The sequence below is a fragment of the Lewinella sp. IMCC34183 genome, assembly GCF_003390915.1.
In the GTDB taxonomy this organism is placed as follows: Bacteria; Bacteroidota; Bacteroidia; order Chitinophagales; family Saprospiraceae; genus Neolewinella.
Window position 1 is genome coordinate 517,564 of sequence record NZ_QMEM01000001.1, and the last position, 20,271, is coordinate 537,834.

At 62.0% G+C, this 20,271-nt stretch carries 15 protein-coding genes; 8 read left to right on the forward strand and 7 right to left on the reverse strand.

What is annotated here, in order from left to right; translation table 11 throughout:
• Window positions 1-28: 28 nt before the first annotated feature.
• Window positions 29-1,651 (forward strand): CTP synthase, encoded by a 1,623-nt coding sequence (locus DQG19_RS02210; RefSeq protein WP_116124584.1) that lies wholly within the window; start codon window positions 29-31, stop codon window positions 1,649-1,651.
• A 60-nt stretch (window positions 1,652-1,711) separates the two neighbouring features.
• Here DQG19_RS02210 and metK read toward each other — a convergent pair whose 3' ends face one another.
• Window positions 1,712-2,965, reverse strand: a complete 1,254-nt coding sequence (gene metK / locus DQG19_RS02215) for a methionine adenosyltransferase (RefSeq protein ID WP_116124585.1) — start codon at window positions 2,963-2,965, stop codon at window positions 1,712-1,714.
• A gap of 210 nt (window positions 2,966-3,175) precedes the next feature.
• Here metK and manA point away from each other — a divergent pair, with 210 nt between their 5' ends.
• Window positions 3,176-4,366, forward strand: a complete 1,191-nt coding sequence (gene manA / locus DQG19_RS02220; protein ID WP_116124586.1) for a mannose-6-phosphate isomerase, class I — start codon at window positions 3,176-3,178, stop codon at window positions 4,364-4,366.
• Window positions 4,367-4,428: 62 nt separating this feature from the next.
• Here the strand turns inward: manA and DQG19_RS02225 are convergent, their stop codons facing one another.
• Entirely contained in the window at window positions 4,429-8,148 is a 3,720-nt protein-coding gene (locus tag DQG19_RS02225; protein WP_116124587.1) for a PKD domain-containing protein, read from the reverse strand.
• A gap of 371 nt (window positions 8,149-8,519) precedes the next feature.
• Window positions 8,520-9,608 (reverse strand): hypothetical protein, encoded by a 1,089-nt coding sequence (locus tag DQG19_RS02230; protein WP_116124588.1) that lies wholly within the window; start codon window positions 9,606-9,608, stop codon window positions 8,520-8,522.
• A gap of 151 nt (window positions 9,609-9,759) precedes the next feature.
• On the opposite strand from DQG19_RS02230, the gene DQG19_RS02235 reads away from it, so the two are divergent.
• Window positions 9,760-11,241, forward strand: coding sequence for an OmpA family protein (locus DQG19_RS02235; RefSeq protein ID WP_198661629.1), 1,482 nt, complete (start codon window positions 9,760-9,762; stop codon window positions 11,239-11,241).
• Window positions 11,242-11,896: 655 nt separating this feature from the next.
• Here DQG19_RS02235 and DQG19_RS02240 read toward each other — a convergent pair.
• Genes DQG19_RS02240 through DQG19_RS02250 form a run of 3 tightly spaced genes read right to left on the reverse strand, consistent with a single transcriptional unit; the run spans window position 11,897 to window position 13,449 of the window.
• On the reverse strand, window positions 11,897-12,292 hold the full coding sequence (locus tag DQG19_RS02240) for an ExbD/TolR family protein (RefSeq protein ID WP_116124590.1): 396 nt from the start codon (window positions 12,290-12,292) through the stop codon (window positions 11,897-11,899).
• A gap of 14 nt (window positions 12,293-12,306) precedes the next feature.
• On the reverse strand, window positions 12,307-12,708 hold the full coding sequence (locus DQG19_RS02245; RefSeq protein WP_116124591.1) for an ExbD/TolR family protein: 402 nt from the start codon (window positions 12,706-12,708) through the stop codon (window positions 12,307-12,309).
• Window positions 12,709-12,744: 36 nt separating this feature from the next.
• Window positions 12,745-13,449, reverse strand: a complete 705-nt coding sequence (locus DQG19_RS02250; RefSeq protein ID WP_116124592.1) for a MotA/TolQ/ExbB proton channel family protein — start codon at window positions 13,447-13,449, stop codon at window positions 12,745-12,747.
• 160 nt (window positions 13,450-13,609) lie between these two features.
• Here DQG19_RS02250 and DQG19_RS02255 point away from each other — a divergent pair, with 160 nt between their 5' ends.
• The 5 genes from DQG19_RS02255 to DQG19_RS02275 are packed head-to-tail and all read left to right on the forward strand — an operon-like array spanning window position 13,610 to window position 19,249.
• The gene (locus DQG19_RS02255) at window positions 13,610-14,098 is read left to right on the forward strand and encodes a hypothetical protein (protein ID WP_116124593.1); all 489 of its coding nucleotides are present in this window, start codon (window positions 13,610-13,612) and stop codon (window positions 14,096-14,098) included.
• Window positions 14,095-15,063, forward strand: a complete 969-nt coding sequence (locus tag DQG19_RS02260) for a DUF368 domain-containing protein (protein WP_116124594.1) — start codon at window positions 14,095-14,097, stop codon at window positions 15,061-15,063. Before DQG19_RS02255 ends, DQG19_RS02260 begins: the two co-directional genes overlap by 4 nt.
• An 18-nt stretch (window positions 15,064-15,081) precedes the next feature.
• Window positions 15,082-15,843, forward strand: coding sequence for a shikimate dehydrogenase family protein (locus tag DQG19_RS02265; RefSeq protein WP_116124595.1), 762 nt, complete (start codon window positions 15,082-15,084; stop codon window positions 15,841-15,843).
• A 36-nt stretch (window positions 15,844-15,879) separates the two neighbouring features.
• Complete coding sequence (locus DQG19_RS02270; protein WP_116124596.1) at window positions 15,880-17,832, forward strand: sialate O-acetylesterase; 1,953 nt, start codon at window positions 15,880-15,882, stop codon at window positions 17,830-17,832.
• Between the two features lie 25 nt (window positions 17,833-17,857).
• Window positions 17,858-19,249, forward strand: coding sequence for an MATE family efflux transporter (locus DQG19_RS02275; protein WP_116124597.1), 1,392 nt, complete (start codon window positions 17,858-17,860; stop codon window positions 19,247-19,249).
• A 71-nt stretch (window positions 19,250-19,320) separates the two neighbouring features.
• Here DQG19_RS02275 and atpG read toward each other — a convergent pair whose 3' ends face one another.
• Window positions 19,321-20,235, reverse strand: a complete 915-nt coding sequence (gene atpG / locus DQG19_RS02280) for an ATP synthase F1 subunit gamma (RefSeq protein ID WP_116124598.1) — start codon at window positions 20,233-20,235, stop codon at window positions 19,321-19,323.
• Window positions 20,236-20,271: the final 36 nt, after the last annotated feature.

Genomic DNA, 20,271 nt, shown 5'->3' on the forward strand with positions numbered 1-20,271 from the left:
GTACCTTTGTATCCCGTAATCTCAGAATATGACCAAGTATATTTTTGTTACGGGCGGGGTGACGTCGTCCCTCGGTAAAGGCATCATTGCCGCTTCGCTGGCCAAGCTCCTGCAATCGCGGGGCCTGTCGGTCACCATCCAGAAATTCGACCCGTACCTCAACGTCGACCCCGGCACCCTCAATCCCTACGAGCACGGTGAGTGCTACGTGACGGACGACGGGGCGGAAACGGACCTCGACCTAGGCCACTACGAGCGGTTCCTGAACAAGCCGACCAGCCAGGCCAATAACGTGACGACCGGCCGTATCTACCAGAGCGTGATCGAGAAGGAGCGCCGCGGCGACTACCTCGGCAAGACCGTCCAGGTGATCCCCCACGTCACCGACGAGATCAAGCGCCGCATCCAGTTGCTCGGCAATACCGGAGAGTACGATATCGTCATCACCGAGCTCGGAGGTACCGTGGGCGACATCGAATCCCTGCCCTATCTCGAAAGCCTCCGCCAACTGCGCTGGGAACTGGGTGTAGATAACTGCATCACGGTCCACCTTACCCTTATCCCCTACCTCGCCGCTGCTAAGGAGCTGAAAACTAAACCCACGCAGCACAGCGTCAAGGAACTGCTTCAGACCGGTATTCAGCCCGACATCCTCGTCGTGCGCACCGAGCACGAGATCGACGATTCGATCCGCCGCAAGCTGGCCCTCTTCTGCAACGTGGAAAAGAGCTGCATCGTGGAGGCCCTGGATGCCTCGACGATCTACGACGTGCCCCTCCACATGCTGAAGGAAGGCCTGGACGCCACTGTGATCAGCAAGCTGCGGTTGCCCGACCGCCGCGCCCCGGACCTACGCCGCTGGAAAGACTTCCTGGGCAAACTGAAGAACAGCACCCACGAGGTCACGATTGGGCTGGTCGGGAAGTACAATGAACTCCAGGACGCGTATAAATCCATCTACGAGGCCTTCATCCACGCCGGGGCGGTCAACGAATGCCGGGTCAAGGTAGTCCCCATCCACTCCGAGCAACTCGAGGGAGAATCCCGCGACGTGGCCACCTTCCTCGAGCGCTTCGACGGCATCCTCGTCGCACCGGGCTTCGGGGAGCGGGGCATCGAGGGGAAGATCGAGGCCGTACGGTACGTACGGGAGAACGGGATCCCCTTCTTCGGCATCTGCCTGGGAATGCAGTGCGCCGTAGTGGAATTCAGCCGCAACGTCGCCCGCATCGACGGGGCGGGAAGTTCCGAAGTGGACGAACTGAGCCAGGCGCCGGTCATTGACATCATGGAAGACCAAAAGGACGTTTCCACGAAGGGCGGCACCATGCGCCTGGGCGCCTACGACTGCAAGTTGCAACCGGGCACAATCACGGCCGCTTCCTACGGTACGACCGAGATCAGCGAGCGCCACCGCCACCGCTACGAGTTCAACAACAAGTACCTGGACCAACTCACCGCCGCCGGCCTTACCATCGCCGGTACCAACCCGAAGACGGGATTGGTGGAGGTCGTCGAGATCACTGACCACCCCTACTTCGTCGGTGTACAATATCACCCCGAGCTGAAGAGTACCGTGGAGAATCCCCACCCCCTCTTCGTTTCCTTCGTGGCCGCCGCCCTGCGCAAGCGTACCGAAAACGACCGCTAACGAAAAAGGGGCCGCCCGGAAATCCGGACGGCCCCTTTTCCATACGCTACCGGGTACCCGCTACAGGGAGAAGGCCTCCCGCAGCTTATCCACGTAGTCGAGTTTTTCCCAGGTAAAGGTTTCCACCGTCACCGTTTTGGTCTCTCCGGATCCGTTGCGGAAGGTCAGCTCTTTCGTTTCGCTCTTGCGGCCCATGTGACCGTACGCGGCGGTGTCCAGGTAAATCGGGTTGCGCAGTTTCAGGCGCTGCTCGATGGCGTAGGGGCGCATGTCGAAGAGCTCGCTGACCTTGCCGGCGATCTCGGCGTCGCTCAGGTTTACCTTGGCACTGCCATTGGTGTTGACGTAGATGTTGGTGGGGCGGGCTACTCCGATGGCGTAGCTCACCTGCACCAGTACCTCGTCGGCTACACCGGCCGCTACCAGGTTCTTGGCGATGTGGCGGGTGGCGTAGGCGGCCGAACGGTCCACCTTACTGGGGTCCTTGCCACTGAAGGCACCGCCGCCGTGGGCGCCCTTGCCGCCGTAGGTATCGACAATGATCTTGCGGCCGGTCAGGCCGGTGTCTCCGTGGGGACCACCGATAACGAACTTGCCGGTGGGATTCACGTGGTAGGTGATGTCGTCGGCGAAGAGCGCGCGGAGTTCCGGCTTGACCTGGTCGCGCACGGCCGGGATGACGTAGTCGATCACGTCCTGCTTGATCGTGGCCAGCATCATGTGGTCTTCGCCGAACTCGTCGTGCTGGGTCGATACCACGATGGAGTCGATCCGGATGGGGCGGTGATTGTCGTCATATTCTATGGTGACCTGCGATTTGGCATCGGGCCGTAGGTAAGTCATCTTCTCACCACCGCGGCGAACGGCCGCAAGTTCTTTAAGGATGCGGTGACTGAGGTCGAGGGCGAGGGGCATGTAGTTCTCGGTCTCGTTGGTGGCGTAGCCGAACATCATTCCCTGGTCGCCGGCACCCTGCTCCTCGGCCGACTGCCGCTCCACGCCCTGGTTGATGTCGGGCGACTGCTCGTGAATGGCGCTGAGCACGCCGCAGCTGTTGGCCTCGAACATGTATTCGGACTTGGTATATCCGATCTTGCGGATCACGTCGCGCGCCAGGGTCTGCACGTCCAGGTACGTGTCGGACTTGACCTCACCGGCCAGCACCACCTGACCCGTCGTTACGAGGGTTTCGCAGGCTACCTTCGACTGCGGATCGAAGGCGATAAAGTGGTCTACGAGGTTATCGCTGATCTGGTCGGCTACCTTGTCCGGATGACCTTCGGATACGGACTCGGACGTAAAAAGATAGGGCATAAGTTGCGGTTTTGCGGAAAGTCGCGCAAGGTAGCCAATTTGCCCGGATGCACTCCATTCGGACCATAAACCGGCAAGCCGGAGGTTTAGCGATCCGCCGCACCCGCGAACCCGCCCCGGCCCCCGGGTAAATTCCGCAACTTTGCGCGCCGCCCCCCCGAACAAGCCAGCGGGCCGCGCACTACTACTTTTGTACCAAACGCTAGCACCTTGTCGCAACTTTACCCCTTCGACGGAACCATTCAGCACTACGCCTGGGGCGGATATTCCTACCTGCCAGAGCTGCTTCACCGGAACAACAAGGAACACGAGCCGTGGGCCGAACTCTGGATGGGCGCCCACCCGAAGGGGCCGGGTACCCTGCTGAACCGAGACGAGACACTGGATACCCTGATCGCCGAAGATCCCGCGCGCTACCTGGGCGACAAGGTTGCCGAGCGCTTCGACGATCGGCTGCCGTTCCTGTTCAAGATCCTGGACGTGCGCGAGATGCTATCCATTCAGGTACACCCCACCAAGCAGGCAGCCGAAGCGGGCTTCGCCCGCGAGGAGGCCAACGGGCCGGACCGCGACGCGCCCGACCGCAACTACCGCGACGATAACCACAAGCCGGAGCTGGGAGTAGCCCTTACCGATTTTTACCTGCTCCACGGGTTTCGCGACCCCGACGCCATCCGCCGCTCGCTGAAGGAGGTGCCCGGCTGGATCGGCCTCCTGCCCTCCTACGAAAACGAGGGACTGGAGGGCCTATACGCCCACGTGATGAATGCCGACCAGTCGGCGATCGACCGGCTCCTGCAGCCCCTGGTCGACGAGATCAAGGATGAGGACTACCCCAAAGACAGTCCCCGCTACTGGGCCCGGCGCGCCGTGGAACAGTACACCCGTGACGGCCACCACGACCGCGGCATGTTCTCCATCTTCTGGTTCAACCTTGTGAAGCTGTCCCCGGGTGAAGGCATCTACCAGGACGCCGGCATCCCCCACGCCTACCTGGAGGGGGTATGCATAGAGCTGATGGCCAACAGCGACAACGTACTGCGCGGCGGCCTTACGCCGAAGCACATCGACGTACCCGAACTGATGGACAAGACCCGCTTCGAGACCGTAGTACCCGACCCCCTCGATCCGGCCGACGGTCCGGGAGCGTGGCGCCACTTCCCTACCCCCGCCCCCGATTTTCGTCTGCTGCGCCGGGCGGCAGCGGCGGGTTCCACCGTATCGGTGGACAGCAGCGACGCGCCGGCAATTCTCCTGCTCCTGTCGGGCCGTGCCGAGGGCGATGGCGTAGACCTCAGCGAAGAACGGCGCACCGTATTTGTCCCCGCCGGCTTCCGCGGCAGCTTCACCTGCGTGGAGGACACCGTACTCTACCAGGCCACGGTGGGGGAAATAAAATAAAGGCTTGCCGGAATATCCGACAAGCCTCTCAACAGGAATGGTTCTACTCTATAGCCCTTGATCTAACGCAATAGCGTCACATCGCCAGAAAAAATCTGACTGCTTCCGTCGACAAAGTCGACTTCGGCGGCCCAGATGTAGACATTGCCTTGCAGGGGGCGCCCCCCCAGCGTTCCGTCCCAACCCGTCCCCTGCGTTCCCGCGGGGCAGTCGGTGCATTCGTAGACCACGGCGCCGAAGCGATTCATCACCCGGATGGACCGGATGCGCGTCACCGTGTTGCTCTTTACTTCGATGCCGAAGGTTTCGTTGTAGCCATCGCCGTTCGGGCTGAAGACATTGGGGGCGTAGATCCGGTCGGCGTAGGCGGCGTCCACGCGGACGAAGAGGGAATCCGAGGCCGTGCAGCCGTGCACGTCTTCCAGCATGACGCTGTAGCGGCCGTCCCGTATGGGGTAAGCGGTGGTGTATGCCGCGCCGGGATTATCAATGCTGTCGCCTACCCACTGCACCTCCGAGATGTTCCGCGGCGGCGTGACGGCCACCCGCAGGGGAATTTTATCGCCCAGACCGACCACCGTATCGATGCTTGCGGTACGGATCGCGGCGGTGAAAGCCGGGTGAATTGCTATGGCTACCGTGCTGTCGCGGGTACATCCGTTCTCCGACGTCGCGGTAACCCGCATGGTGTAGCGGCCCTCTTCCGGATAGGGCCGGTCGAGCGGTTCTGCTACCTCGCGGCCGTTGCCGTAGTCGATCCGCCAGCCGGTCAGGGGCCGGACGAGTTCCAGGCCGAGCTCCTCCCCCGCACAGCCGGCGGTGGGTACCCGGAAGTCGAGGGCGGCTCCGTTGTACTGTTCGATTTCGAGGTCGAAGCTGTCCCGTGCCGAGCAGCCGTTGGCCGCCGTCGCGGTAAGCCCTACCCGGTACTTACCCGGCTTTTCGTAGGCGTGGACCGGCGTTGCCTCCTGGGAGAACGTCCCGTCGCCGAAGTCCCAGTGCAGGCCGTAGGCCGCCGCCCCGGCATCGGGAGCGAAAACGAGATCCTGCCCGATGCAGTTGGCGTCCACGGCCGCAATGGCAAAGGAAGGGTCCGGCGCGGGCCGGATCGTGATCCGGCGGCGGAAGGTATCCCGGCCACAGAGGGCCGCGGCGAGCGTGATTTCGAAGGTGGTGTCCCGGTTGACCGCGTAGCGGTGTTGCAGTTGACCAAGGTCACCGACCGCCTGGGGGGTGGATCCGTCGCCCCAGTCCACGAAGCAGCGGGCGCCGGGGGTGGTGGCGTTGGTCAGCGTGACGTCTGCGGAGGAGCAGGCTTCCGGGTAGTCGATTCCGAAGGCGGCCCGGGTAGTGACCGGCAGGACGAAGATGGTATCCGCTACCGTCTGGTCGGGGCAGTTATCGTTCGATCCCCGCAGCGTGATCGGGTACTTGAGCACCTTATCGGTGGTATTCTTGAGGAGCAGATAGTCGGGCAGCGCGCCGGCCTGACGGCCGTCGGGGAAGGTCACCAGGAAATCTTTCGCGTTCACCGAGGTATTGGCCAGGTAGACCGTATCGTCGGAGCAAACGGTGTTGTTGTCGTTCAGTACGTCAAAGGAGACGCGGAACCGTTGGGGAAGCACGATGCCGAACGTATCGGCGCTGGTGTAGCAGGCGTTCATGACGCTCAGGTCCACGCCCAGCACTTCCGGCGCCAGCGGCCGCAGGAGATCCAGTTGCGGAGCCGGCTGCGTGCTGCGCTCGAGGTTGGTGAATACCCAGCGGTAGTCAAGGCCCGACGGTTGGTCGCCGGCCGAAAGGTCGATGGTTAGCGAATCGCAGGCGCTGCTGTCCACGGCGTAGGCAAAATCGATCACCGGGGGCATCAGGATCTCGATGCGTTGCTCGGTGGTGTCGGTACAGCTGCCCCCCGGAAAGGCCACTACCTGCTGGATAGTATACACGCCGGGCTCGGTGAACTGGAACTGCACCTTGTCCCGGTCGTTGATCACCTGTTTGGTTCCCAGCACGCGATAGCTGAGTGTCTTGGCCGTGGAGCGGTTCTCCAGCCGCACCGGGTTGAGGCCGGCGTACCGGGGGGCGGCGGATCCGTGTCCGCAGCTATCGGTCGTCACGGCGAAGCCGGCTTCCGGCAGGGGCTCGACGCGTACCGTCAGGGAATCCTTACCGCCGCAACGGCTGAGGCTTTGAAAGGCAATGCGGTAGTCACCCGGAGCCAAGTGGGCCGAGCGAAACACGTTTCCGGTCACGCCCGGGCCACGGTATTCCCCCGCCTGCAGTCCGAACAGGTCGATGCTGTCGCCAATACAGAGCCGGGGGTTGCCGGCCGTGTACTTCTCCTGCTGGATGACGAAGATTTCCAGCGGGTAGGGAAAGCCACAGCTATCGGTCACCAGGATCTCCGAGCGGCCGGCCGCCATATCGGGATGAAATTCGTTGTCGACCACCGCCGGACCGACGATGTGACTTACCTGGGCGGCGGGGGATATGTAGTCCAGCAGGGAAAACGAGGCGTCCGTCTCGCAGAGGGTATCCACGGCGCTAAGGTCGATGACCAGCCGGGCTCCGCTGCGGACCCGCACGGGTACCTGGACGGTGTAGCTTTCGCCGCAGGCATCCCGGCCGGTAGCGGTAAGCACGTGCTCGCCGACCTGGTCGAAGGTTACAGTCGGACACGCCGAGGCGGAATTACTGAAGTCAACGCCCGCCCGGTCCGCGCTCCACTCTATCACCTTGGGTTCCGGGGCGTAGATTACGTACTCGCACAGGTCGAGCGAGTACCCGGTACAGGTCACGATTTCTTCCAGCACCTGGACCGTTTGCCCCCGTTGGGTAGTCACGTCGAAGCTTTGCTCCTTGGCCGAGCAGTTGCTGTTCTTCGCACTCACCCGGATGGTATGGGTGCCCGCCCGTTCGTTGCGGATGGTGATAACGGGGTTAGGGTCGGCCGGATCGGAGAAGCTCACGGCTTCGGAATCACTCGACCAGGAAAACGAGGTAGCATGCTCCGACTGCAGGTTGGGAAATACCTGTACCACTTCGTCGCAGAGGGTGGTGGAGTCCACGCGGTACGTCAGGTCGATCTTCGGTTTGGCCGTAACCTTGATAATTTTCTCGAAGGCGTAGGTATTCGAGCACTTGTAGGTTGTCGCTTCCAGCCGCACGACGTAGGTGCCGGGTGCGGTGATGACGTGGCCTTTGTACTTCTTTTCGGTAGCGCCCTCGATCAGCTGGCCGTCGATGTACCACTGGTAGGACTGGACGAGTTCTTCGCTGCAGAGTTTGCCCTCGAAGTTCATCACGAACGGCAGGTCTCGGCAGCCGAGGTCACCGTGCTTAATGCCGACGATCGGGTTCGGTACCACCCGGAAATCGTAGGTCCCCTTCTGGTTGTCGCCGCGCTCGTCTACGCAGTCGAGCCGGGTCACGGTAAGGGCGGAGGCGTATTCGAAATAGCGCGACTGTTCGGTGGGCGGCGTGGGCTGGCCGGGGGGCGAGCCGCAATTGAAGAGGAACTTCTTGGACACGTTGACCGAAGTTTTCACGCCGGTGTAGGTGGTATCCGTACCATCGGGAAACTCAACGCGGTAGGTTCCTGCGGATTCTCCCAAGTTATGGATAGGAAATTCGACGGTGACAAAGCCGTCCTGATCGGCGCAGAAGGTGCTGGTGGGCGGCAGCAGGAAGGGGTCGCTCTGCGAACAGCTCGACTGGCCCGTAAGGGAGAGTGAAAGGGGGATCAGGCTTATGAGGAGAACTAGCTTAGTAAAGTTCAACATGCAAGACCAGGTTAAAAATCAATGCTACCGGGCCACCGCACACAGAACAACACACCTTGTCACCACCGATCAAGGGCGCGAGACAAGTTACCGGGACGCTAGGGCGTACCCGACTATGTATGTTCTGATGAGAGAGACGCTGGCTTAAATTGACCAGGAAAAAAATCCAGAATCAAGGCCCGGGGGCACTGCTTAGGATAACACGACGACCGGTTTCGGTCGCTTGCATCCATAGCGGTTTTTAACGTCCGATTATTGTTTGGGCGGACCCAAACTTTAGTATGGTTTACACTTTCGGCGGGGACGCAGGTGCCGTGACGTACCGTTTCCGGAGCTCCCTCCCCCCCACCGGCCGATCCGTCACCCTTAACTTAATACCTGGAAAACGCCAGGTGTAGCCGCTCCGGGAGCTGTCCCTGCTGGCTAACTTTGAGGTAGTCGTCATAGCTGCAGGCCACCAGGCGGTTCCGCTCCTCTCCGTTCACCTGCTCGACGGGGACCTGCACCCACCAGCGGTTGCTGCGGGCCGAACGCCAGAAGGTCAGGCGGTCCGTCACCTTACTGTCGACGACGTACTCAACCAGTCCCTCGGTCGTAGCGGGGAAATCACCCGCCCGGCGGCTGACGCCGTGGAGAAAATACCAGACGAGCTGCGCCTGGGCGGCCTCCGTGAGGGTACGTTCGCGTTCGGTACAGCCGTCGGGCGTGTACCCGTAAAGTCCGAAAGACGCGAGCCGGTCGCTGTTACCGCCATAGTAGACTACCTGGCCCGCTTCCTGCACGGTGAGGCCGGAGGGGCACCGGCCTCTTTGGGCCGGCGCCTCGGTGGCGCTGAGCGCGCTTAGGTCAAAAGCCAGGACATCGGCGTCGCGGATCGCGGGCTCGAGCTCGGAAAGCTGGCCCCGGCTCTGGCCCAACGTTACCCGTTCAAAGTGGCGGCGCAGGAACAGGCCGTCGAGCCGCGGGTCTACGAGGTGCCGCTGGGAGCCCAGATGAGCCAGGTGGAACGACGGGGACCGGTCGCGGTGCACGGCCGAATCCAGCACTGCCGGGCGACCTGCCCCCCCACCCTCCGGCCGCAGCCGGATTGTACTATCCACGTGGCACAGTCCGACCTGCCGGTTCAGTTCGGCGAACGCCAGGTACTGGGCCCGCAGCAGTTCGGTGGTGCCGCCCAGCACGACGGGCAACAGCCCGGAGGCAAAGCACTCCCGCAGGAGGGGGATCGTAAACTCTACCGTTTGCTTGCGCAGGTTGCCGAGGTCCGTCAACGGAAGGACTCCGAAGTCCCAGGCGTAGGCGTGCAGGTGACGCCGGATGCCATCGGCCGCCGCGGCCGATGCACCGATCAGGGCGAAGCGCGCAGCCTGCGGCGGCGTCGCGGACAGCCGGTGCCCGAGGGCGTAGCCCGGCAGGTCGGCCACCGGCGGTGGCGGGGGAGTAAGCCAGTTTGTGTACATTTCCACTGGGTGGTAAAGGTAAAGAAAGGGGGTGGTTGTACTAAACAACTGCTACCTTTGATCGATATACACAGGATAGGATCCAAACCCATACTCCATTTTAACAGCAAGAAAAATCGTTATGTTAAGACTTAAATTTTCCCTGTCTGCCGTGCTCCTATGCTTATGCGGTGCGCTGGCAGCCCAGGGAACTCCGCTTCCCGACACAGATGATCCCGAGGTGACGACTACCGTGGGCCTGACCTCGGAAGCTCCGACCAACAAGCGCGATCAACCCTCGATGCTGGAAATAGGTATTACGCCCTACTACTCTTGGCTATCAAGCGACGTGACCTCCAAGGCAGGCTACGGCGGTGGTATCCACCTGCGCAAATCCCTGGATCACCTGTTCTCCCTGCGCGTTGACGGAATGTTCGCCCGCAGCCGTGGCGATAACGAGTCCGGCGATAACTCCAACAACCGCCGCTTTGAGTCCAACTGGGTCAGCGGTACGGCCTACGGGGTCATTACGATGAATAACTTCACCTTTAAGGGCGACATCCGGGATGTCAACCTCTTCCTCATGGCGGGCGCCGGTGGAAACTGGTTCGCCACCGAATACCAGCGTCCCAATACGCCCTTCGAAGAGAACCGCAACGGAGAGATCGACCAGGAGTTCCGCACCCACTTCTCCTTCGGGGTAGGCTTCACCTACCGCGTCAGCCCCCGGTTCAACATCGGCGTGGAGTACCAGACGTTTGTCCCCCTCGGCAACCGAGCTGACCTCCTCGACGGCTACGCCGTAGGAAACTTCCGCGACGTACAGAACGTAGGCGGTATCTCCTTCAACTTCAACCTCGGTAATCCCGAGACCCACACCGAGCCCCGCTACTGGACCAACGCCTTCACCCCCGTGAAGGAAGACATCGCCACCCTGAACCGCCGGGTCGACGAAGCCACCACCGACTCGGATGGCGACGGTATCCCCGACAACATGGACCAGGAGCCCAACACGCCCGCCGAAGCCACCGTCGACAGCCGTGGACGCACCCTCGACAGCGATGGAGACGGCGTACCCGACTACCGCGACCAGGAGCCCTTCTTCCCGCCGCGGGAAACAGAGCGGGTCGACGAGAACGGTGTCGTCATGGAGCGCATCGACGCACCCCTCAGCGAATCGGAAGTACAGGGCATGATCGACAACAGCATGAACGATGCGATGGAGCAGATCAACAACAACAACCGCACCCGCATCAATATGGAGGGCGGCGCTATCTACCTGCCCATGATCACCTTCCCCCTGAACGGCGCGGAAGTGACCTACGACGACTACGGCGTGCTGGCCAGCATCGCCCGCGTGATGCAGGCCAACCCAGGCATGACGCTGATCGTCCGCGGCTACACCGACCAGACCGGTGACCCCGACTACAACCAGCGCCTCTCCTACCGTCGCGCCCTGAACGTGATCAACCTGCTGGTCGACAACAACGGCATCGCCCGCGACCGCCTGATCCTGCAGTACCGTGGTGAAGACGAGGCCATCGTCCCCCGTGACCTCAGCAAGGTGAACCGCCGCGTCGAGTTCCTTACCGGCATCCCCAATGCCACCGAGGATCCCGCTCCCGAAGGCGTAGACACCGACGGAGGCAACTAAAGCACTCCCGCCATTGCCTCGTGCGAAGGGCCGACCGGGTAACTCCGGCCGGCCCTTCGTCGTGTACGCAAAGACGCCCGGCCCGCATAGTGCGGACCGGGCGTTCAAAATTTCGCTCTGTAAATCAACTCGATGCCCCTTTGACACCGCTCACCGGCAAAACGTGGCCCCGCAGGCAGAGTTATTTACCTTTGTGTTACGCCACGCCCCGATGAAGTACTTCCCCGTTGTCCTTTTGTTGTTTCTCTCCGTTCACCTCCGTGGCCAGCAAACGCAGGACATCTCCGGCACCTGGAGCGGACTGCTCCTTCAGAACGAGGGGGGCTTTGCCGACCGGTTCGAATTGTTCTTCAACCTCGAGCAGATCGGACTCAGCCTGAAGGGCACCGCCTTCGTAAAGCTCGGTGAGTTACAGGCAGAGATGAAACTGAGTGGTTTTCAGACGCCGGACGGCAGCTGGAGGATCTCGGAAATCGGGATCCTGCGAAACAACAAGGCCGGTCTGCAGGTATCGTGGTGCCTGAAAGAGTACGATCTGCGCGTGGACTACCACGACGGGGAATTGATCCTGACCGGCCCCTGGTGGGGCAACAGCGAATACGGCCCCTGCGTCCCCGGCTCGATCACCCTGCGGCGGAGCAGGTTGAAGGTGGCATCACTGCTCCTCCGCGGCGAGGACGCCGTTGATGTCAAGGCGCATAGCCATGTCCATTACCGTAACCACCCCCTCGACCGGCGCGGCGGCATCCGGAGCGATGAGCATGCTATAGCCCTGACCGGCCTGTCCCTGCAGACGGTTTTCTAGCTCCCCCGCGTCGATCCGACGATCATTGAAGTAGAAGGCACCGGACGCGTCGATACGCACTTCGTCGAGGCGCTCGGTATCCGGGCTGGGCGGCGTGTCGGAACGGCCCGGCATTTTGAGGTTGAGGGCGTTCGGTGCGACTACCGTGGAGGTAAGCATAAAGAAGATCAGCAACAGGAAGATGATGTCCGTCAGGGACGACATGTTAAATTCCGCGCTAACCTTTGATCGTTTCTTGAGTGCCATGGGTGTTGCGCGCTTTATCCGTTGATGGGTTGGGTAGCAATGATCGCGCGGGCCCGGCGACGGGCCGCGAGATTCATGATCGGCGTGATGCGGCTGAAGGGAACCCCGGTTTCCGCCACGATCGTGACGGTGGCCTGCTCCTGGTTATTGGTTTGCTCGAGGGCATCGTTGAGGGCGGCCAGCACGGACGCCTGGGAAACCGTCACGTTGTTAACGCGCAGCGCGCCACTCTTCTCCAGTTCCACGACGATGTTGGTCGGCGCTACCGTCTGGCTATCCGATTTCGGCAGGTCGAAGGGACGGATCTGCACGAAGTTCGAGGTGAGCATAAAGAAGATCAGCAACAGGAAGATGATGTCCGTCAGGGAGGACATGTTAAATTGGGCATTGGCCCGGTTCGATCGTTTTAATCCCATGTGCTGTTGCGTTTAGCGGCCGGTCGGAAGAACGGATCAGCCGGGCTCTTGGAGCAGGTCCATGAATTCGGTGGTCGAGCGTTCCATCTGGTACACGACGCGCTCCACCTGAGCGACCAGCAGGTTGTAGCCGACGAAGGCCAGGATACCGATAAATAGTCCGGCCGCCGTGGTAAGCAGGGCGGAATAGATGCCTCCGGCCAGTACGTCGGGCGTGATGTTCTGGGCGTTGGACATCTCGTAGAAGGCGTTGATCATCCCCGTCACGGTGCCGAAGAACCCGATCATGGGTGCCGCACCGGCGATGCTGGCCAGCGTACTCAGTCCCTTTTCCAGCCGGAAAACCTCGAGGTTACCGACGTTCTCGACGGCAGCGTCGATGTCGCGTAGCGGCCGCCCAATGCGCTGCAAGCCCTTATCGACCATCCGGGCGACCGGACTGTCGGTGGTGCTGCAGAGGGCCCGGGCGTTGGCCATATTGCCGGCCGATATCTCCCGGCGGATCCGCTCCATAAATCCTTCGTCGTCGGCCCCGGCCGCCTTGATGGTTATGTACCGCTCGGAAAAGATGTAAAGTCCGATGATGAATAGAACGATCAGGATGCCTACGATGATCATGGTCAATACCCCGGACTCCAGGAGCACGTCGAGCAGACTCTCGCTGGCAACGGCGGGTTCCGTGGATTCAAGGGTCAGGTCGCCCTGCGCTTGCAGGAGTAGAAGAAAGCTATTCAGGAACATGCGGGAGTCTTTAGCGCCTGCTTAACGCAGTCCGGCGCGGGGATATGTTGGGTAACGGCGCACAAATGTAAAAAATTTGACCCGTCGCGTGCTTTGCGGAAATCCGCCGCCGCTTCGCCATCCGCCGCGGGTGAATATCTTTGCTCCTCAATCTTCGCCCATGCGTTTGCTTTTCCCCGGACTTATTCTGGTCCTGCTTATCCTGGCCTGCGGCCCCGACGACCGCGCCGGCTACCGGTCGCTCGACCTGACCCAGTACAATATCCCCGTAACCATTCAGGCCCCCGACAGCGCGCAGGTCGTCTCCACCACCCTCTCGGGCGTGATGGACGACGTGACGATCAAGAGTCCCGCCGACCGCTACGCCGTGCAGGTACTCGCCAGCGACGCATCCACCAACGACATGGCCCGGCTGAAGGCCGACGAGGTCGAGCTGGTACGGGGCAACCGGTACTTCGAGCGCATCGTCACGGAGGAGCCGCAGGGGTTCATCTTTGAGAATAAGATTGACACCTCCAGTGCCTACGGGTTTCGCTACATCATCTACCGGGGCGACCGGGAGATCGTTTTTCAAAATTCCTTCGACGGCGTTTTCTCCCTCGCGGAGGTAGAGAACATGTACGAGAGCGTCAAACCGGTACAGCAATGAACGTAAGCATCATCCTCCGCGGCATGGCCATGGGCATCGCCGAAGCCATTCCCGGCGTAAGCGGCGGCACCATCGCCTTCATCACCGGCATCTACGAGCGCTTGCTTCAGTCTATCGGCTCGATTCTCGGCACTACCGTAGCCGGCACCTTCCGGCGCGAAGGCTTCCGGCCGGCCTGGCGCGCCGCCGACGGCGCCTTCCTCCTGCAACTCGCGGGCGGCATGGTGGTCGGCCTCGGCTTCGCCGTGGTGGTCATCGCCTGGCTGCTGGAGAATTACCCTACCGTGGTGTGGGCGTTCTTTTTCGGTCTCATCATCAGCTCGGCGATCTACGTCGGCCGGCAGATCCACCGGTGGAGCCCCACCGTCGTTACCCTGCTCATCGTGGGGGCGGTGGTGGCCTACCTGCTCACGACCATCAACCCCCTGGCCGGCAGCACCTCCCCGATCATCGTCTTCTTTTCCGGGATGATCGCCATTTCCGCCCTCATCCTGCCGGGGGTGTCCGGCAGCTTCATTCTCGTACTGCTTGGCATGTACACGGTGGTATTCGGGGCGGTACGCGGACTGGCTACCGGTGAGGATGGCGCCATCCTCACCGTACTCTGCTTCGGGGCCGGTTGCCTGATCGGCCTGGCGGCCTTCGCCAAGTTGCTGACCTGGACCTTCAAGACCTATCCGGACCCCACCTTCGCTATCCTCACCGGCTTCATGATCGGCTCGCTCAACAAGTTGTGGCCCTGGCGCAATGCCATCACCACCCGCGTCGATAGCAAGGGGGAGCTGGTACCCGTACTTGAGGCCAACGTGCTGCCCGGAAATTACACGGGCATCGACAACGTTCCCGACCCGCCCTACGTACTGGCCGTCATTCTTTCCGTCATCGCGGGACTGGCCATCGTATTCCTGCTGGAAGCCAGCGCAAGCAGCAAGGAGGCCACCGATCCCTACGCCGGAGAACCCTGATCCGCCCAACGCATCGCCATGCCCACCTACGGCCTTATTGGCTACCCCCTCTCCCATTCCTTCAGCCGGGGCTACTTCACCGAGAAGTTCGCCGCGCTCGGCATAGCGGCGAGCCACCGCTACCTCAATTTCGAACTCCCATCCGTGGATCAATTCGGGGAAATTCTGGATGAGTACCCCGATCTGCGCGGCTGTAACGTGACCATCCCTCACAAGCGGGCGATCGTCGGACAATTGGATCACCTCGACCCGGTAGCCGCGCGCATCGGCGCGGTGAATACCGTGCGGCGCGCGCCCGACGGCACCACTACCGGCTTCAATACGGACTACCTGGGCTTCCGCGACGATCTCCTTCGCCAGCTACGGGCCGGGGGCCGCCCAAGCGATCTGGCCGGGCAGCACGCGCTCGTACTCGGCACGGGTGGGGCGTCGCTGGCCGTACGGGAGGCATTACGTGAACTGGGGGTCACGCCGCAGTACGTCAGCCGTACCGCCGGCGCTGATGTCCTGAACTACGGGGATATCACCCCCGACGTATTGGCGGCACACCGGCTTATCATCAACACCACGCCCCTGGGGATGCATCCCCGGGTAGAGACGGCTCCCGAACTGCCCTACGGGGCACTTACTCCCGATCACTTCTGCTACGATCTGGTGTACAATCCCGCCGAAACGCGCTTCATGCAACTGGCCCGGGGCGCGGGCGCAGGTGCGGCGAACGGTCTGGGCATGCTGCACCTGCAAGCCGAGGCCGCCTGGGCTATCTGGAACGGCGAATAATTGCGATATTCCGCGGTTCACTAACCGTCTCCGATTGTGCGCCTGCTCACTTTACTGTTTTTGTGTCTCCTCTGCACCTGCCTCCCGGCCCAGGACCTTTCCGTGTTTGAGGGCTTTACCGATCACGCGGTGCTCCAGCGAAATATGGACCATCCGATCTGGGGATGGGACCGGCGCAACCGCAAAATCACCCTCCGACTGGATGAGCAGACCCTGACCACGCGCACCGACCGCGACGGGCGGTGGGAGGCGGTACTCCCCCCTACCCCGGCGGGCGGACCGCATACAATCACGATCTCCGACGGCCGCAGTGAGATTACGCTTACGGACCTCTATTTCGGCGACGTATACCTCCTGTCCGGGCAGTCCAACATGGAATGGCGGCTGGCCCAGTCGGACCCCGACAGCGTCCGCGCGCGCGCCATCGCCGACCCGTTGATCCGGCAGCTGCTTGTTGCCAAAACGTCAGAGAGCAGTCCCGCCGCCCACCTGCCGGTAGCGGAAGACTGGAAGCCCGGAACGGCCGACGAGCTGGCCGACTTCAGTGGCGTAGGCGCCTATTTCGCGCACTATCTCCGGGAAGGAGGGGTCGCCGTACCCATCGGGCTCCTGCACTCCAGCTGGGGCGGAAGCAGGATCGAACCCTGGCTGCCAGCGGAGGCCGTGGGCAGCGAGGCAAACGCCGACGCCGCCCGGCGCCGGGCGGAAGACGAACGGGCCGGTGCGGCCGTAATGGAATTCTACCGCGCCGCCTTCGGTGATACCGACCCGCCCCGGGAAGACCGGGGTACGGAGCAAGGCTGGCTCGCTGACGCTACCGACCTGACCGGATGGTCCCCAATGGAACTGCCGGGCCTGTGGGAGAGCAAGGGATATACGAATATCGACGGCGTCTTCTACTTCCGGCGCACCTTCGAACTCACCCCCCAACAGGCAGCAGGGGCCGCGACCCTGTCCCTGGGTCCCATCGACGACAGCGATCTCACCTACCTCAACGGCCACGAGATCGGGGCGACCGAAAACGCCTACTCCGAGCCGCGCAGCTACCGCATCCGGGCCGGGGTACTGCGGGCGGGAACGAACCACCTGGCGATCCGCGTGACCGACACCGGCGGCGGCGGTGGACTATTCGGATCACCGGATGACCTGTACCTGGAGACCGCGACGGGCGATCGCCTTCCGCTGTCCGGCACCTACCGGTACCGGATCGGCGCCTTCCGGCCAGGGACGCAGGGGGCCAATCAGGTTCCGACCCTGCTCTACAATGCCATGATCCACCCCCTCGAAGCCTGGCCCCTGACCGGGGTGCTGTGGTACCAGGGAGAGTCTAACACCGGACCCGCCGATGCGCCCCGCTACGCCGACCAGATGCGAACGCTGGTGGGCGCGTGGCGCGAACAATTCGCCGCCCCCGACCTGCCCTTCTACTGGGTACAGCTGGCCAACTACATGGACGCTCCCACGAAACCTGACGCCCCCGGCTGGGCCTTGCTGCGCGAGCAGCAGACCGAGGCCCTGGACGTGCCCCATACCGGACAAGCGGTGATCATCGATATCGGGGAGGCCGGGGACATTCACCCAAAGAACAAGTGGGAGGTGGGCCGCCGCCTCTCGCTCCACGCGCTGCGCGATATTTACGGCCGCGACGTGCAGGCCAGCAGCCCGGTCGCCGATCGGCTGGAAACGCACGGCCGGTACGCCACGGTCCACTTCCGCGAAACGGGTGGCGGACTTACGTTAAATCAGGATACGGAAGAGCGGTACCCCCTGGTCAAGTCGTTAGCCGTACAGGACGACAGCGGTACCTGGCACTGGGCGGTGGGTACCCTGGACCCTTCCGGAACCGCCGTGACCATACTCAACCCCGCCGAAAGGGAAATTCGCACGGTACGTTACGCCTGGTCCGATAATCCGGAGGATGCCAACCTGTTCAGCGCCGAAGGCCTACCGGTCACCCCCTTCGAACTCACCGCCGGCAAAAAACGGTAAGAGCCGCTTGTCGTAGATTGCCCCCTTGGAACTTACCACCTCATACCGGAGCATTTGGAAAGTCAGCATTCCCATAATCATCGGCAGTGCCGCCCAGAACGTGGTGGCGATGACGGATTCGGTCTTTCTCTACTACCGCAGTGAGGATGACTTTGCCGCCATCGGCTTCGTTGCGGCCTTCTACATCATCGTGGCCGCCATCGGCTTCGGATTCAGCCGGGGCGGCCAGATTCTGATCGCCCACTACGTCGGCAAGGACAAGCCCGAATCGGTGGGCCGCTCGTTCTACAGTACGGTCTATTTCGAGTTGGTGCTCGCATTGGCGGTCTTTCTGTTCATGACCTACGGGGCGTACTGGCTTTTTGCCCTGTTTGTCGACACGGACGTTATTTTCTACAAGTCCCTGGAGTACCTGGATACCCGCAAATGGGGGGTATTCGCGAGTTACCTGGGCGTGGCCTGCATCGCCCTCTACACCGGCATCGCGCGACCCGTTTTTTTGGTGATCGATACCGTCATCCTGGCCGTCACGAATATCTTTCTCGACCGGGCCCTCATTTTCGGGATGTACGGTTTTCCGGAGATGGGCATCGCCGGGGCCGGCTTGGCGAGCACCATTGCGGAGTACGTGGCCCTCATCGTATTCGTGATCTATATGGTCTTCGACCGGCAGAACCGGCAGTACTCCATGGGTAAGCTGCCCGGCTGGGACCGTAAGCTCATCCGCGAGATCGTCGGGCTCTCGGTGCCGATCGTAGCCATGTCGGTGGTGGGCCTCGGCAGCGGATTCTTCTTCTTCGGGTTGGTCGAGAACTTCGGGGAACGCGATCTCGCGGTCACCAACATCGTCCGCATCGCCTACCTCATTCTCAGCATACCGACCTGGGGCTTCTGCACCGGGATCAATACCCTCGTCAGCTACTTCGTCGGCCGCAACGAACGCTACAAGGTCAAGGTGGTGCTGTGGAAGACCGCCTACCTGTGCCTGGCGGTCACCCTGCTGATGGGCCTGCCCATCATTCTGTTTCCGCGGCAGATGCTCTACCCCATTCTCGGCAGCGAGCGGGCCTACCTGATCCAGGCCGCCTACCCGGTCTTCTGGGTACTGCTGGGCATCCTGGCCACCTTCAGTTTCGGTAGCATCTTTTTCAACGGGCTCATCGGAGCCGGCCAGACCAAGAAAGCACTGCTCTATCAGAGTATTTGCGCGGTGGTGTACATGGTGCTGGTCTTCATCGTGGTGCGCAGCGGCTGGGGCAACCTCACCGCCGCCTGGAGCGTCGAGATCGTCTACTGGGTGCTGATGTTTATCCTTAGTTACCAGCACTTTCAGCGTGGCCGCTGGCGGACCCACCCGGACCCGCTAAAACATGTGCGGAGTCGTGACAGCCGGGAGGAGGTTCCCCGGCCCCAGTAACTAAAACGGGCCGCGCGGAAGATCCGCGCGGCCCGTACTGTCTGTAGTAGGCGGTTGTAATCGGTAGTCGACTAGCTTGCTTCCAGGGCGGCCGCACCACCGACAATCTCGAGGATCTCGTTGGTGATCGCCTCCTGACGTGCTTTATTGTAGCTGATGCGGAGATCACGCAGCAATTCCTGGGCGTTCTCGGTGGCCTTGTCCATGGCGGTCATCCGCGCGCCATGCTCGGAAGCGTGGGTATCGAGAAGCGCTGCCTGAAACTTGGTTTCTAGGATACTGGGTACCAGGTACGCCAGGAGTTCTTCCTTACCGGGCTCGAAGATGTAGTCGGCGCGGTAGTGGTGGGCGGGTGCCGCACCCTCCGTAGTGTCTACGTCGGCGAGGATCTCTTCTACGGGCAGAAATTGCTCGCTCACGGCGTACTGGACGGCGGCATTCTTGAAACTGGCGTAGGCGATGTACACCTTGTCGTAGCGGTTGACCCGGAACCGGTCCATGATCAGCTGGGGAACTTCTTTGGTGTTGTCGAAGCTCAGGTCATCGAACAAGGTCTGGAAGTCGTTGATGACGCGTACGTTTTCGCGCTTACCGTAGTGCTTGCGGAAATACTCCGCGCCCTTACGGCCGATGACGATGATGTCGAGCGAACCGCTGAGCTGCCCCAACTGCTTGATGCTGGACTCGGCGGCCTTGATCACGTTGGTGTTGAAGGCTCCGGCGAGCCCCCGGTTGGAGGTGACGACCACGACACAGGCATTGACCACCGGCCGCACCTGGTTGAAGGTGGTGCTGGCGTCGCCTTCCAGGTTGGTGAGGATGTTGCGGAGCATCTCGTCGAGCTTGTCGGCGTAGGGGCGCAACTCCGTGATCGCCTGCTGCGCGCGGCGCAGCTTGGCGGCGGAGACCATCTTCATCGCGCTGGTGATCTGCTGGGTATTCTTGACCGAGCGGATGCGTTCGCGTACTTCCTTGAGGTTTGCCATGGGGGAGGGTTAGTGGCCTGCGGTAGGACCGGGTCG